Here is a 15044-nt window from a genome sequence, read left to right on the forward strand (position 1 = left end):
GGTCAATGCGACCCTGAAGATCACTGGCTATCCTCGCTTCCAGCGACGTATTTCAGCAATAGCTGCACAAGGCTGACGGACCCTTGCGTGTCCTCGATCTCGGCGCCAGGTTCCAGGTTGAAGGGCGATCCGCCGGGCAACAGTTCGACATAGGATCCACCAAGCAATCCTTCGGATGAAATCAAGATGGCCGTATCATCTGGTAACGCCACGTCGGATTGCACCGTGAAATCTGTGTCGGCGCGGAAGGTTTCCGGGTTCAGTTCGATCGCCGTCACACTGCCCACCTTGACGCCGCCCAAGCGGACATCCGTCCCGACCGAGATCCCGTCGGCGGTGCGGAACGACGCGGTATAGCTGTGGCTGGCGCCAGTCCCGGACAGGCCGACGATCTGGCCGGCATACAGGAAGAACCCGACTGCCGCGGCCAGAACCACGCTGCCGGTGATGACTTCTGTTGTATGGCTATCGCTCATGGCAGCCCCTCTCAAACAGTGAACACGGAATGCGGGTCTGACGGCGCTTGCGGCCTATTCTGGTTGCCAGGCTTCATAGTCGCGGCGATCCGCTGGTTCGGCATGACGCAGCGATCCGGCAGGCGCATAAGCCAGCGGAGTGCCGGTCAGGTTGTCCTGATGCGGTTTTTCCCAAGGTTTGCGGGCCAGCGGCGCCTCGGCCGGGCTGTTATCGAACGTGTGGTGCAACCAGCCATGCCATTCGGGGCTGACCCGACTGGCTTCGGGTTCGCCGTTGAAGATGACCCAGCGGCGGCTGTCGTCACGGTTGCGATAGAAGACATTGCCTTGCTCATCCTCACCCACCTTCACGCCTTTGCGCCAGGTGAACAGACGGGTGCCAATGGTTTCGCGGTGATACCAGGTCAGCAGGGACAGGATGAAACGCATGTCAGTCTCCGATTTTATTCACACTTCATATGGCGCAAGCGGGCCGGAAGGTCCAGTGTTTTGCGCCGGATTGGGCGGGCTTGGCGCAAAATGCGGCGGCTTGGCGCAGTTGTGTCATGCAGGTAAAAAGCCACCGCGCGGGCGGTGGCTTGATTTTCGTTCAGGTGATACTCCCCCGCAGATCAGGTCAGCTTGCGCTGACCTCTTCCTTCGCGGGTTCGCCATAGATGATCAGGGGCTTGGCGTCCGAGGTCACGGCCTCTTCATTCACCACGACCTCGTCGACATTCTCAAGCCCCGGCAGATCGAACATGGTGTCCAGCAGGATGTCTTCCATGATCGAACGCAGGCCACGTGCGCCGGTCTTGCGTTCGATGGCGCGTTTGGCGATGGCCTTCAACGCGTCATCGGTAAAGGTCAGTTGCGCGTCTTCCAGTTCGAACAGGCGTTGGTATTGCTTGACCAGCGCATTCTTGGGCTTGGTCAGGATGGTGACCAGGGCTTCGGCATCCAGATCTTCCAGCGTCGCAATGACGGGCAAACGCCCGACAAATTCCGGGATCAGCCCGAATTTCAGCAGGTCTTCCGGCTCAAGTTCTTGAAACAGCTCGCCCACGCCGCGATCGTCGTTTTCACGCACGTCCGCGCCAAAGCCCATCGCCGAGCCCTTGCCGCGCTGCGCGATGATCTTGTCCAGCCCCGCAAATGCCCCACCACAAATGAACAGGATATTGGTCGTGTCGACTTGCAGAAACTCCTGCTGCGGATGCTTGCGCCCGCCCTGCGGCGGAACCGAGGCCACGGTGCCTTCCATGATTTTCAGAAGCGCCTGTTGCACACCTTCGCCCGACACGTCGCGGGTGATCGAGGGATTGTCCGACTTGCGGGTGATCTTGTCGACCTCGTCGATATAGACGATGCCGCGCTGCGCGCGTTCGACATTGTATTCCGACGCCTGAAGCAGTTTCAGGATGATGTTCTCGACATCCTCGCCGACATAGCCGGCTTCGGTCAGCGTGGTCGCGTCCGCCATCGTGAAGGGCACGTCCAGAATGCGCGCCAGCGTTTGTGCCAACAATGTCTTGCCGCAGCCCGTGGGACCGATCAGCATGATGTTGGATTTCGCCAGTTCGATCTCATCCCCGGCCGCAGCGGCGTGGTTCAGGCGTTTGTAGTGGTTGTGAACCGCAACCGACAAGACGCGCTTTGCGTGAGCCTGTCCGATCACGTAATCGTCCAGCACCTGACAAATCTCGATCGGGGTCGGCACGCCATCGGCGGCTTTCAGGCCAGTCGTCTTGGTTTCTTCACGAATGATATCCATGCACAGTTCGACACATTCGTCGCAGATGAACACGGTCGGGCCCGCAATCAGCTTGCGCACTTCATGTTGGCTTTTGCCGCAGAACGAACAGTACAGAGTGTTCTTGCTGTCGCCGGAAGAATTATTCGCCATCATCTCGTCCTATAGGGTTCACGCCGGAACCCGGTTTGCGCCCGATCGAGCGGTCTTTGCTACCGTTCCTGCAAGTTTAGGGCAGTGTCCGGGCAGGCACAATCCGGTTTTTCCCGTGCCCTGCCCGGTGTGATTTGCCCCGTCAGAACGGGTCAGGCGCTATTCCTCGTCACCGCCCTTGCCGCGATTCTCGACGATCTCGTCGATATGGCCCCAGTCCTTGGCCTCTTGCGGCGACATGAAATTGTCACGCTCCAACGCTTTTTCGACGTCCTTCAAGGCGTTGCCGGTGTGCTTCACATAGATCTGGTTCAGCGTGTCCTTGACCTTCTGGGTCTCAGCCGCGTGGATCATGATATCCGTTGCCTGCCCCTGAAACCCGCCCGATGGCTGGTGCACCATGATACGTGAATGCGGCAGCGAGAAGCGCATTCCCTTTTCCCCGGCCACGGACAGGACCGACCCCATCGACGCCGCCTGCCCGATGACCAGTGTCGACACCGCGGGCTTGATATACTGCATCGTGTCATAGATCGACAGACCCGACGTCACCACCCCACCAGGCGAGTTGATGTACATCGAAATTTCTTTCTTGGGGTTTTCAGCCTCAAGATGCAGAAGCTGCGCCACGACAAGGCTGGACATGCCGTCATGCACCGCGCCATTCACGAAAATGATCCGCTCTTTCAGCAGGCGCGAGAAGATGTCATAGGCCCGTTCGCCCCGCGATGTCTGTTCCACCACCATGGGCACAAGAGTGTTGTTATAAATTTCAAGAGGATCGTGCATTTCAGCCTGCTTTCATATTCACGCCAGCGCCGTTGGTTCGGCCCCTGACGCATGATGTTAGTGTCCGTGCAAAGGGGCTGCAAGGGGGGGTGATCCCCCGTTTGGATCCCGTTCGGCACAATCGGGTCCGGGATGCCCGAAATTGGTTAACAATTTGCTGATCCAAGGGCGGTTGGATGTCCCAAACAAAAAACGGCACCCGATAAGGGTGCCGCTGTTTGATGTACTGGCGTCCTGCAATCAGCCGGGGCTCATCCCGCGCAGGCGCTCCGACCGTCGGCGCAGAAGCTCGACAATTGTGAGCAATACGATGGACACCGCCACAAGGATCGTGGCCACCGCAAGGATGGTCGGGCTGATCTGTTCACGCAGGCCGGTGAACATCTGCCACGGCAGGGTCTGCTGCTTGGCCGAACCGACAAAGATCACCACGACCACCTCGTCAAACGAGGTGATGAACGCAAAGAGCGCGCCCGAGATGACCCCCGGTAAGATCAGAGGCATCTGCACCCGGAAGAACGTCGTCACCGGATCGGCTCCCATATTGGCTGCCGCCCGCGTCAAGGACCGGTCGAACCCAACCAGCGTCGCCGTCACGGTGATGATCACGAAGGGAATGCCCAGCGCCGCATGCGCCAGCACAACACCCCAGTAGGTGCCCGCCAGATTGATCTTGGAATAGAAGAAATACATGCCGGCGGCCGAGATGATCAACGGCACGATCATCGGTGAAATCAGGATCGCCATGATCGCCCGGCGCGCCGGCACGTGCGGCTGGCTCAGACCGATGGCAGCCAACGTGCCAAGTGACACGGACAATATGGTCGCCACAGGCGCGATCTTGATCGAATTCCACAAAGCACTCTGCCAGTCGGGGTTCGAGAAGAAATCGCGGTAGTGCTTCAGCGAATACCCCTCCGGGTCCAGCCGCAGCATTTCGGGCGTGAAGGTAAAGAAGTTCTCGGCGTTGAAGCTGAGCGGGATCACCACCGCAATCGGCGCGATCAGAAAGAAGAAGATCAACCCGCAAATCACCAGGAACGTATAGTGCCAGATGCGCTGTCCGGTCGTCGCATAAGGAGGAAGTTTGGCCATGTCCGTTACCCCAGCTTCACGTTGTCGATGCCGACGATCTTGTCATAGGCCCAATACAGGACCAGAACGACCGCCAGAAGGATCGCCCCAAGTGCCGAGGCCAGACCCCAGTTGAGCGATGTCGAGATGTGGAACGCGATCTGGTTCGAAATGAACGTCCCCTTCGTGCCACCCACCAACGCGGGCGTGATGTAGTAGCCAATTGCCAGAATGAACACGAGGATCGAACCTGCCCCGATACCCGGGATGGTCTGCGGGAAATAGACCCGCCAAAATGCCGTCCAGTCCGTTGCGCCAAGGCTTTTCGCCGCCCGCAGATAGCTGGGCGGGATGGTCTGCATCACCGAATACATCGGCAGGATCATGAACGGCAGCAGGATATGCGTCATCGCGACGATCGTGCCGAACTGGTTGTTGATGATGATCAGGCGGGCGTTGTCATCGACCAGCCCGATCCACACAAGGACGTCATTGATCACCCCTTGTTGTTGCAGCAGGATCTTCCAGGCCGAGGTGCGCACCAGAAGCGACGTCCAGAACGGCAGCAGGACCAGGATCATCAACAGATTGGCCTGTCGGGTCGGCAGGTTCGCAAGCAGCCATGCCACGGGATAGGCCAGCAGGATGCACGAGAAGGTGATCAGCAGCGACATCCACAACGTGCGAACCAGAAGGTTCATGTAGATCCGCTCGGATTCCGGGCGCATTTCCGGCCCGTCAGCCCCCACGCGCATGTCGACGGCATTCAGGAAGTAACCCGAGGTGACGCTGGGCGAATAGGTCTGGATGGTGCGCCAGATCCCCGGATCGGCCCAATCCTCGTCCAGATCAATCAGTTCCTCTTTCCAGGGTCCGCCATTCTCGATGTCGAATTTCTTGGCTTTTCGGCCGGTCTTTCGGAACACCGACGCGATGCCGGGATACTCATAGTTCAGCCGCGAGCCCACCTTGGTATGGGTCTTGGCCTCTGACGCCTCTTTCAGATCGGCGGCCATCGCGGCAAACACCGCTTCGTCCGGCAACTCGCCCGAGTTCGCATCCCAAGACGACAAGGCCTCGACCGAGCGCGGCAGGGTCTGAACGACGATCTTGTTTTCCACCGAACGGTACAGCATGTCCGCAATCGGCAGGATAAAACTGATCAGGATGAACAGCAAAAGGGGGGCGATCAGCAACAGCGCACGCAGCTTCTGCCGCCTGAGCGCCTTCGCCAGACTGCGTTTCAGCGGTGTTCCATCTGCGGCCAGTACGGGGCCGCTCGTGTTGGTCGTATCGCTCATGTCATCCCTGTCAGCGTCAGCTTTTTATTGGTTTTGGGGTGGAAGGGGCCGGTCGGCCCCTCCCGAAAGCCAGGATTACTTGGCCAGCCAAGCCTCGAACTTGGCGTTCAGATCGTCGCGGTTGTCAGCCCACCATTCATAGTCATAGACGTGAACGTTGCCGGCATTTGCGGGATCGGTCGGCATATGCGGTGCCATCTCGATGCCCAGCTCGGCATGTTTGCCAACCAGCGGAGCCGACGATTTACGTGCCGGACCATACGAGATGTACGCGGCTTGATCGGCCAGACGCTGCGTGTCGGTAGCGAACTTCAGGAAGTCCATGACACGCGCCTTGCGATCTTCCGGCAGACCGGCGGGAACAACCCAACCGTCCAGGTCGAAGGACTGCATGTCCCACAGCATGCCGATCGGCTGGTTCTGTTCAGCAATGGCCGAGAACAGACGACCGTTGAAGGTCGAACCCATCACAACTTCGCCGTCAGCCAGAAGCTGCGGGGTTTCGGCACCAGCCGTCCACCAGACGACCTGATCCTTGATGGTGTCCAGTTTTGCCAAAGCCTGCGCGACACCTTCATCTGTGCCCAGCGTGTCATAGATGGCATCCTTTTCCACACCATCGCAGTACAGCGCCCATTCCATGTTGTCGATTGGACGCTTTTGCAGCGCACGCTTGCCGGGATACTTCTCAAGGTCGAACACATCGCAAACCGAGGTCGGCGGGGTGTCTCCCACCAAATCGGTGCGATAGCCGAACGTGGTCGAATACACGATCTGCGGGACAAAGCAGTCCGACACCAGCAGATCGCCGAAGTCTTCCGAGGCCGGGGTGCCATCAGGCGCAGCCGCCAGAACTTCGTCGTGGTCCAGCTCTTCTGCCAGACCTTCGTCACACAGACGCATCGCGTCGGACGCCACGGCGTCGACCAGGTCCCAGGTCACGTTGCCGGCTTCGTTCATCGCGCGCAGCTTGGCCACGGCTTCTGCCGAGCTTTCGTCCCAGGTCACGCTGACCTCGGGGTGCATTTCCAGATACGGCTCGACATATGCCTTCACCTGGCTTGCCTGATAGGCTCCACCCCAGGAAACGAGAGTCAGCTCGTTGGCCATGTCCTGCGCCGAAACCGCGCCAGCGGCGGCGGTCAGGGCTGAACTGGCCAAAAGAGTCTTCACAAGTTTCATACTTAATCTCCCTAGTTATCCCCGTTCGATTTGTCGGGTTCGCATGAACGGGAACATTGCGAACCTCTGGCTAAAATGCCCGGCGCCCCTGACGGGCGCCGAAGCAAATCAAATCAGGCGTCCAGCGCGCGGCAATCCGTGGGCAACCAGCCAATCTCGATCTGCTGACCGGGGGTCAGGCGTTCGACATCCGGCGCGTTCCGAGTCTTGATGATGAAATCGTCATTTCCCGCCACCCGCAGACGCGTGCGGAAGATGTCGCCCATATAGATGAACTCCAGCACCTCGGCTTTCAGGGTGTGAACCCCTTCCTGCAAACGTTCCTTGTTGTATTCAACACGCTCGGGGCGGATCGACACGGTGGTTCGATCACCGACCTTGGAGACATTGATAGGAGTTGCATCAATAATCTCGCCATCATCCAGCTTGACGATGCAGGTATTGCCTTTGATCTCGGTCACCACACCTTCCAAGGTGTTGTTTTCACCGATGAACTGGGCAACAAAGCTGTTCTCCGGCCGCTCGTAAAGCTGATCGGGCGGGGCAAGCTGCTGGATCCGCCCATCGTCGAACACCGCCACGTTGTCGGACATGGTCAGTGCTTCGGTCTGGTCGTGAGTCACGTAAACGGTGGTGATCCCCAACTGGTGCGCAAGGTGGGTGATTTCGAACTGCATCTTTTCGCGCAACTGCTTGTCCAGCGCGCCCAGGGGTTCATCCATCAGCACAAGTTCAGGTTCAAACACCAGCGCCCGCGCCAAGGCAACGCGCTGCTGCTGTCCACCCGACAGCTGGGCCGGGCGACGTCCACCGAAGTCACCCATTTCCACCATGTCCAATGCACGTTTGACTTTCGCCTCGCGGTCGGATTTGCCGATTTTGCGCACTTCCAATGGGAACGACAGGTTTTCGGCAATCGTCATATGAGGGAAAAGCGCGTAGTTCTGGAACACCATCCCGATGCCGCGCTTGTGAGGTGGGATATTGTTGATCGGCTTGCCACCAAGCCGGATGTCGCCGTGCGTCGCGGTTTCAAACCCCGCAAGCATCATCAGACATGTTGTTTTGCCAGATCCGGACGGCCCAAGCATGGTAAGGAATTCGCCCTTCGCCACTGACAGGTTCAGGTCTTTGACGACCAGCGTTTCCCCATCATAGCTTTTCTGGACACGATCAAAAACGACGAACCCGTCGTTGGAAGCTGCATCAGCCAAGTGACCCCCCTGGTCTATGTTTTTCTTTTCGTTTGTTGGGCATAAGCCAACACGAACCCAACGTGAATTTCAACAGCAAATCCGCAGGCTGTCGCGAAAGTTTGACCTCGCGACAGCCATAGCCTCTACCCAAATCTGCTGATTTCAGGGTTCGATCGCGACATGATTTGCGAATTTCGCGTCATGCCTGCACGATGTTGTGCGCGGGCCCATACGGGAAGCCGGTGATGTTCTCGGCGTCCGTTTCGCCCACAACAAGAATATCATGCTCGCGATAGCCACCGGCACCGGGCGTGCCTTCGGGCAGGAACAACATCGGCTCCATCGACACGACCATGCCGGGCTCCAGCACCGTGTCGATGTCTTCGCGCAGCTCCAGCCCGGCTTCACGGCCATAATAGTGCGACAGCACCCCGAAGCTGTGCCCATAGCCGAACGAGCGATATTGCAGCAGACCTTCGCTTTCGAAGAATTTGTTGATCTCGGCGGTGATGCCCGAGCAGGTCGCGCCGGGTTTGATCAGCGAAATGCCCAGTTCATGCGCGGCGACATTGGCCTCCCAGATGCGCAGGCTTTCCTTGTCCGGATCGCCGATGAACAGGGTCCGCTCCAGCGCCGTGTAGTAGCCCGAGATCATCGGGAAGGTGTTGAGCGACAGGATGTCGCCAGCTTCCAGCTTGCGTGTTGTCACCGGGTTATGGGCGCCATCGGTGTTGATGCCAGACTGGAACCAGACCCAGGTGTCGCGAATCTCGCTGTCCGGGAAAGAGCGTGCGATCTCTTCTTCCATCTCATCGCGACCGGCCATGGCGATATCAATCTCGCGCGCGCCGACCCGGATCGCATCACGAATGGCCGCGCCACCGTGGTCGGCGACACGCGCCCCTTCGCGGATCAGGGCAATCTCCTCGGCCGATTTCACCATACGCGCCTGCATGGTGTCCGGGGCGATGTCGGTGAAGCTGGCACCTGCCAGGAACTCTTCAGCCAAAGCCCGCTGTGCCAAGGTCAGGTGATCGCCTTCGATCCCGATGGACCTGGCCCCACCCATGACGTCTTTGACAGCACGCCAGTAGTTGTTGCGCTCCCAGTCGGTGTAGATGACGTTGTCACCAAAGCTGCGCCGCCAGGGCTGGCCCGCGTCGATATTGGCCGACACGGTGGTGCAGCGATCCGCCGTCACAACGCAGCCATAGGGACGCCCGAACGAGCAATACAGAAAGCCCGAGTAATAGGCGATGTTGTGCATCGACGTGAACAGAACCGCGTCAATCCCACGGTTGGCCATGATCCCGCGCAGGGTTTTCAACCGGCGCTCGTATTCCGCATTCGAGAAAGGCAGCGGGGTTTTCTCGCCATTTTCACAAACAAAAAACTGTGTGCGTGACATATCTCAGATCTCCGTATTCCGAGGCCGAGATGGATGTCCCCGGCCAACCAAACTCCCCGGCGTGCAGGGCAGTTGATCTCCGGACCTTGCACGGGCTACGGGGCCGATGCGCAGGGCAGCGACGCCATCGCTGCGGATGGCGCGATTTTTGGCGAAGGATCGGGATTCTGTCAATTTCAAAATTGCGGCGTCACAGCGTCGCGCGGTCCACCACTAGAACGCCATCGGTGACGCGGTCGCCGGGATGGGTGACGACCTGTTCCCCTTCCGCAAGGCCGGACAGGACCACGGCTTCATCGCTGTTGCGACGGCCCAGCATCACCTTGCGCTGCGTGACGTGATCGCCGTCGACCACGAACACCGCCCAGTCAGCGCCGTCGCGAAACAACGCCGACAGAGGCACGATTACGCCTTCGCCCTGCCATTCGACGATACGCAAAAAGACGCGAAAGCCGTGACCCAGCGCCGCGCGATCCTGCTTCGGCGTCAAAAGGTCCAGCACCACGCGCACGCGTTGCTCTTCGATGCCCAGCGCCGAGACCTTGGTGAACCCGGCTGGCTCGATCACACGCACGCGTGCCGACAGCGACCCATCACCGCCCCACCTGTCGACATAGGCCTGCGCGCCGGGCGTAAGGCGCACCGCATCGGTTGAAAGGACTTCGGCCGTGATCTCAAGATCATCGGTTTCGCCGATGGACAGGATCGGGGCTCCGGGCAACACCGGTCGCGCGCTTTCATTGGCAACGCTCAGCACCTTGCCCGAAACGGGGGCCTTCACATCTATGCAGCAGGCGTCGTCCGGTGCGGGGTCGTTGCGGTCGCGTGGTTCGATCAGGGTGGCCCGTTGCGCGGACAATTCCGCCACCCGCATGTCATAAGCCGCATGGGCGCTGTCCAGTTTCGCGGCGGCCACATCGACGCCCAGTTCGGCATCCTCCAGCTGTGCCTGTGGGATGGTGCCGCGTGAATGCAGGTCGTGCAGCCGGTTCAGAATGGTCTGCGCGTGGGCCAGATCCGCCTCGGCCATCGAGATCTGCGCCTCGGCCACCGACACCGCCGCCGTGGCCTGTGCCACCGCCGCTTCGGCCTGCGCCCGTGACCGTACATCCAGAAAAGCCGGGTCTCCGGGGGCGATCCGGGCGACGACGGTTTCGCCAGCCGTCACCATGTCGCCGATCGACACCGGGCTGCGCGCCAGGTGACCCGCTACGGGGGCAGACACGTCATAGACATCGCGCACCCGGGTGCGGCCTTCGACGTTGACGGTCACCTCGATAGGGCCACGCGCGATGGTGGTGATGTCGACGGGCACCGGTTCTGGTTTGGTCGCGACATAGGCAAATCCTGCCACGGCCACCACCGCGACCCCGGCCAGTATCGTCTTGCGCATGTTCCAGCTCATCGGGTTACTCCCTTGTTTTCATCACGGCGACCAGGTCCATCCGGTCGATCCGCCGCCGCACGATCAATGCCGACACGACCGATGCCACCGCCACAACGCCTGCCGCCCAACCATAGGTTCCGCGCGACACGACCAAGGGGATGGAATACAAATCGCTGTCAAAACTTGCGACCATCGCCCCGGCCAGCAGCCGACCAATCACCAGACCAAGCGGGATCGCGGCGGCTGTCAGCAGGAAAAGCTCGCCCAGCAGGATATAGCTGACCTCGCCACGGGTGAAACCCAGGATACGCAGGCTCGCCAACTCGCGCGCGCGTTCGGAAAGCTGAATGCGGGCCGAATTATAGACCACGCCGATCGCAATCAGCGCCGCCAGGAACGAATTGATCGTGGTCGTCATGCCCGCGTTCTGGGCGATCGTATCGGTGAACGACTGCCGCACCTGCGCCAGCAATGTCAGCCCCGCTACCGCCGGTGCCATCTTGATCGACTGAAACAGATCGTCCTCGCGCGCAGGATCAATCAGCAGATTGGCCTGCGTGACCTGCACGGGCTGGTCCAGCAGCCGCGCCAAAGTCTCGGCATTCATATAGGCACCCAGCCCGAAATACTGCCCAGCCAGCCCCGTCACCTTCAACCGGTGCTGGCTGTCGGGAATGGTCAGAAATTCGACTGTCACCGTGTCGCCAACCGAAGCGTTGATGTGATCTGCCAGTCGCCGGGCCAGGACGATGCCGTGTTCCGGTTGAACGAGGTTCCGGGTTTCGACATCAAACACCCGCGACAGTGTATCGTCGGGCCGCCGGCCCTCGACCGCGATGCGCCGGGTTAAATGACCGTTGGTCAATCGGACAGGCATGGTCCACACCCCTTCTGCGGATAGCACGCCGGGCAGGTTGGCGACATCTTCCAGAACGCCTTCGGGCCGTTCCAGGGCGAATTGCACGATCGCATCCTGCCGGTTGATCTGCACAAAGCTCACATCCAGCAACTCGTCCATCGCATCAAACATGAAAAGGGCCGCGATCATGACCGACGCCGAGGTGGCAATGCCCAGCGTCGTCAAAGCAGCCCTCAGAGGCCAGCGCCCGATGGCGCGCAGGATCATCATCGTGGGCTGGCGCGGTTTCAGCCAGACAATCAGATGATCCAGCAAGCCGCGCCTGAACCGGGTGGGCGCCGGGGGGGCCATGGCCACCGCCGGGCTCAACCCGACCACCCGCCGCACCGCACTGATCGCGCCCAGCCCCGCAGCCAGAAGCCCTGCCGCGGCGGACACCGCGTAGATCGACGGATACTGCACAAAGACCAGATAGGGAAAATGAAAGAACTCGGAATACAGCCGCGCCATGCCCCGGCCCGCCAACATCCCGAAGCCCCAGCCAAGCGACACCCCAAGGCAGCCGATCACAAGTGCCAGCTTGATATAGTGCCAGCTGATCTCGACCTGCTGATAACCAAGCGCCTTCAACAGCCCGATCTGCTCTCGCTCCAGTGCGATCAGTCGCCCCAGAACCATGTTCACCAGGAAGGCCGAGATGACCAGAAAGATCGGAGGCACCACCTGGGCCATGACGGCAAGCTGCGTCAGCTCGGCGTCAAGGAACGCGTTCGAGGTCTGGTCCTTGCGCGGATAGGCCCCCGTACCGCCATAGGGCTTCAGCAGATCATCCAGCGCGTCCGTCACCGCGTCGACATCGGCATCGCGCGACAGTTGCACCGACACCGCGTTGAACGCACCGGTCAGGTTGAAGGCCGCGCCCAACACGTCCTCGGCCATCCACAGGATGCCGAAGCGTCGGTCATCTGGCATGATCGAGTTCGGGCCGATGGTATAAATGAACTCCGGGCTGAGGGCGGTGCCGGTGATCGTCAGATCGCGTTTCTGCCCGTTCAGTGTGACGCCGAACGTGTCGCCCGGTTTGAACCCGTGCGCGTCCGCGAAGTTCTGGTTCACCAACACCTCGCCGCGCTGCCCCGGTTCGGGCATGCGCCCCTTGGTGATGGTCGGGATGTTCAATGCGGGCAAACCCGAGGCGGGAAAAGACAAAACCTGCCCCACTGCAGGTTCGGACATATCGGCAACATCCAGAATGGCGAAATCCGAGATCCGCGTGTCCACGCGCATAACCCCATCTATCGACAGAATCTCTGCTGCCAGGGCATCAGGCGCGCGCGAGGCGGTGGCAAACAGATCGCCGAACCGGTTGCGTTCATAGAAGGTATCGCGGGTTTCGCGCAGGCTGCGTTCGGCACCGTTGGACATGACCATGATCATCACGCCCACCGCCAGCACCGCCGAAATCGCCAGGCTCTGGGTCCAGAGCCGCCTGAGGTCACGCAATAGCTTTCGATCCAGAACCCGCATCGCTACCACACGATCTCGGTGGGTTCGATCCGCTTGGCGTTTTCCCGGATCTCGGAAATGTCGCCATCGGCGAAGAACACGACCCGGTGTGCCATGGCCTGAATGCCCGCGTTATGGGTGATCACAAGGGTCGATGTGCCAAGCTCGGCATTGATCTTGTGCAGGGCTTCCAGCACCTGAACCCCGGTCTTGCTGTCCAGCGCGCCGGTGGGTTCGTCGCAAAGCAGCACCTCGGGCCGTTTGGCAATTGCGCGGGCGATGGCAACGCGCTGTTGTTCACCGCCGGACATTTCGGCTGGGAAATGGTCCATGCGGTGACCAAGCCCGACACGTTCCAATGCCTCTTCCGGGGTCATGGGGACGGATGAGATTTCTGTCACCAGCGCCACGTTTTCACGCGCGGTCAGGGACGGAACCAGGTTATAGAACTGGAACACGAAGCCCACGTGATCGCGGCGATAACGCGTCAGATCGCGATCGGACTTGGCGGTCAGTTCTTCGTCGCGGAACCAGGCCTTGCCCGACGTTGCCGTATCCAGCCCGCCCAGAATGTTCAGAAGCGTGGATTTGCCCGAACCCGACGCCCCCAACAAGACGATGATTTCGCCTGCCGGCACTTCGGCTGTGACACCGCGCAGGGCGTGGACGTCAACGGCCTCGGTCCGATAGGTCTTGGTCAGGTCCTGCATCCGATAGATCGGAGTGCGGCTGGCATCGCTGTTGTCAGAGCCCATGGTTTCCACCGCTCTTCTGCTTTGGCGCTATGTCCGTGTCGCGCCTCAACCGGATGTTGTCATACCTGCCGGGCGTATCAACCCGTATTCGCCCCCGCCGTGTGGAAAAATCGTCGCAACCCACTGGACGCGCGGATTAACCCAGCGGCCGGACGCCATCGCTCGAGAGGTGGACAGCCGACAACCGGCCAGTATAAAAGGCGCCGGTGTCGATTGCGACACGACCGTCCCGACACTCCACTTCGGGGACGATGGTGTGCCCATGGACGACCCATTGCCCGTCGGTCCGGGCGTGGCGGCGAAAATCAGGATGGCCCCAAAGCAGCGCCGTCCGGTCCTGCCGTGGCATGTCGACAAACGGGTCCGCACCGGCATGCGTCACCCAGACATTGCCCGTGTTCCAGACCAGGGGCAGGCCACGCAGCCAGGCCAACAGCTCCGGCCCCATGGCATCCTGAAGCCCGCTGCGGATCTGCGCGACCTCGTCCGGTGCGGGGGATTTGGCGGACAGGCTGATTCCGAAGCTTTGCAAGGTCGCGACACCACCGTTGCGCAACCAGATCCGATGATCATGCAAACTGCCATCAAGAAACGCCAACAGCATGTCTTCGTGGTTGCCCAGCAGACAGGAAATCCGTTCCGGGTCGGTCGACTGAAGCGCGCACAAATGGCGCAGAACCGCCGCGCTGTCAGGTCCGCGGTCGATATAGTCGCCCACGAACACCACCGGCAGATCCGGCCCGTCCAGCGCCAATCTGCCCAGCACATCAGACAACAGGTCCATGCGGCCGTGAATGTCGCCGACCGCGCAAAACGGGCTGTCGGGCCGGATTGGCGCATCAAAACCAGGCACGGCTTCCCGCGCCGGTCTGACTTTGCTTCGAGCTGTGAACCAACGCATGCGCCGCTGTGCCCCTTCTGATCTTCCCCGATACGACCTCTGATCGCAGGGCTTCTGAGATCATAAGACGACCCGGGCACAGAACGCCAGTGTTGCTGCGACCGATCCGAAAGGTCGCGGCACCTCGGGGCCCCTCGGGGCGACTCGCCTGTACAGTCCGCGTCCTGCACCGGATGCGTGTGCCACGTCGGCGTTTTCACACCGTTTTCGGTCGCATCATTGGGCGAAAACCCGACCAGTCCCTGCCCCGGCTACCTTGATTGGCACAAGTCTGCCGATCGCGGACAGGTAAACAAGCATGGGATCGCCCATTCGCGCAGGGGTG

The 15044-nt window shown here is 60.5% G+C and carries 12 protein-coding genes and 1 pseudogene; all 13 read right to left on the bottom strand.

Features of this window, described 5'->3' with window-relative positions; genetic code table 11:
- Positions 1-20: 20 nt before the first annotated feature.
- Positions 21-476, bottom strand: coding sequence for an outer membrane lipid asymmetry maintenance protein MlaD (gene mlaD, locus MUY21_RS02485; RefSeq protein WP_248408806.1), 456 nt, complete (start codon positions 474-476; stop codon positions 21-23).
- A 54-nt stretch (positions 477-530) separates the two neighbouring features.
- Complete coding sequence (locus MUY21_RS02490) at positions 531-905, bottom strand: NADH:ubiquinone oxidoreductase subunit NDUFA12 (RefSeq protein WP_248408807.1); 375 nt, start codon at positions 903-905, stop codon at positions 531-533.
- A gap of 187 nt (positions 906-1092) precedes the next feature.
- Complete coding sequence (gene clpX, locus MUY21_RS02495) at positions 1093-2361, bottom strand: ATP-dependent Clp protease ATP-binding subunit ClpX (protein WP_191285222.1); 1269 nt, start codon at positions 2359-2361, stop codon at positions 1093-1095.
- A gap of 159 nt (positions 2362-2520) precedes the next feature.
- Positions 2521-3150: an ATP-dependent Clp protease proteolytic subunit gene (locus tag MUY21_RS02500; protein WP_191285223.1), complete on the bottom strand. Its 630-nt coding sequence runs from the start codon at positions 3148-3150 to the stop codon at positions 2521-2523.
- Between the two features lie 240 nt (positions 3151-3390).
- A pseudogene (locus MUY21_RS02505) lies at positions 3391-4236 on the bottom strand (ABC transporter permease); the annotation flags it as partial.
- Positions 4237-4250: 14 nt separating this feature from the next.
- The gene (locus MUY21_RS02510; RefSeq protein WP_248408809.1) at positions 4251-5525 is read right to left on the bottom strand and encodes an ABC transporter permease; all 1275 of its coding nucleotides are present in this window, start codon (positions 5523-5525) and stop codon (positions 4251-4253) included.
- A 75-nt stretch (positions 5526-5600) separates the two neighbouring features.
- A complete protein-coding gene (locus tag MUY21_RS02515) occupies positions 5601-6707 on the bottom strand; it encodes an extracellular solute-binding protein (RefSeq protein WP_248408810.1) in 1107 nt (368 codons plus the stop codon).
- A 113-nt stretch (positions 6708-6820) separates the two neighbouring features.
- Entirely contained in the window at positions 6821-7921 is a 1101-nt protein-coding gene (locus MUY21_RS02520; RefSeq protein ID WP_248408811.1) for an ABC transporter ATP-binding protein, read from the bottom strand.
- A gap of 181 nt (positions 7922-8102) precedes the next feature.
- Positions 8103-9311: an aminopeptidase P family protein gene (locus MUY21_RS02525; RefSeq protein ID WP_248408812.1), complete on the bottom strand. Its 1209-nt coding sequence runs from the start codon at positions 9309-9311 to the stop codon at positions 8103-8105.
- Between the two features lie 190 nt (positions 9312-9501).
- The gene (locus MUY21_RS16060) at positions 9502-10716 is read right to left on the bottom strand and encodes an HlyD family efflux transporter periplasmic adaptor subunit (RefSeq protein WP_282568910.1); all 1215 of its coding nucleotides are present in this window, start codon (positions 10714-10716) and stop codon (positions 9502-9504) included.
- Between the two features lie 4 nt (positions 10717-10720).
- Positions 10721-13084 carry an ABC transporter permease gene (locus MUY21_RS02535; RefSeq protein ID WP_248408813.1) on the bottom strand — a complete coding sequence of 788 codons (2364 nt, stop codon included), beginning with the start codon at positions 13082-13084 and terminating at the stop codon, positions 10721-10723.
- A gap of 2 nt (positions 13085-13086) precedes the next feature.
- Positions 13087-13818, bottom strand: coding sequence for an ABC transporter ATP-binding protein (locus MUY21_RS02540; protein ID WP_248408814.1), 732 nt, complete (start codon positions 13816-13818; stop codon positions 13087-13089).
- A 136-nt stretch (positions 13819-13954) separates the two neighbouring features.
- Positions 13955-14671 (bottom strand): metallophosphoesterase family protein, encoded by a 717-nt coding sequence (locus MUY21_RS02545; RefSeq protein WP_248408815.1) that lies wholly within the window; start codon positions 14669-14671, stop codon positions 13955-13957.
- Positions 14672-15044 lie beyond the last annotated feature (373 nt).

This window comes from Aliiroseovarius sp. S2029 (genome assembly GCF_023195575.1).
Lineage (GTDB): Bacteria > Pseudomonadota > Alphaproteobacteria > Rhodobacterales > Rhodobacteraceae > Aliiroseovarius > Aliiroseovarius zhejiangensis.

What these genes read in the sequence shown, in the direction of transcription:
- MUY21_RS02525 (WP_248408812.1), bottom strand. Translation starts at nt 9,311, where the DNA reads ATGTCACGCACACAGTTTTTTGTTTGTGAAAATGGCGAGAAAACCCCG.
- MUY21_RS02510 (WP_248408809.1), bottom strand. Translation starts at nt 5,525, where the DNA reads ATGAGCGATACGACCAACACGAGCGGCCCCGTACTGGCCGCAGATGGA.
- MUY21_RS02490 (WP_248408807.1), bottom strand. Translation starts at nt 905, where the DNA reads ATGCGTTTCATCCTGTCCCTGCTGACCTGGTATCACCGCGAAACCATT.
- MUY21_RS16060 (WP_282568910.1), bottom strand. Translation starts at nt 10,716, where the DNA reads ATGAGCTGGAACATGCGCAAGACGATACTGGCCGGGGTCGCGGTGGTG.
- mlaD (WP_248408806.1), bottom strand. Translation starts at nt 476, where the DNA reads ATGAGCGATAGCCATACAACAGAAGTCATCACCGGCAGCGTGGTTCTG.
- MUY21_RS02515 (WP_248408810.1), bottom strand. Translation starts at nt 6,707, where the DNA reads ATGAAACTTGTGAAGACTCTTTTGGCCAGTTCAGCCCTGACCGCCGCC.
- MUY21_RS02535 (WP_248408813.1), bottom strand. Translation starts at nt 13,084, where the DNA reads ATGCGGGTTCTGGATCGAAAGCTATTGCGTGACCTCAGGCGGCTCTGG.
- MUY21_RS02500 (WP_191285223.1), bottom strand. Translation starts at nt 3,150, where the DNA reads ATGCACGATCCTCTTGAAATTTATAACAACACTCTTGTGCCCATGGTG.
- MUY21_RS02540 (WP_248408814.1), bottom strand. Translation starts at nt 13,818, where the DNA reads ATGGGCTCTGACAACAGCGATGCCAGCCGCACTCCGATCTATCGGATG.
- clpX (WP_191285222.1), bottom strand. Translation starts at nt 2,361, where the DNA reads ATGGCGAATAATTCTTCCGGCGACAGCAAGAACACTCTGTACTGTTCG.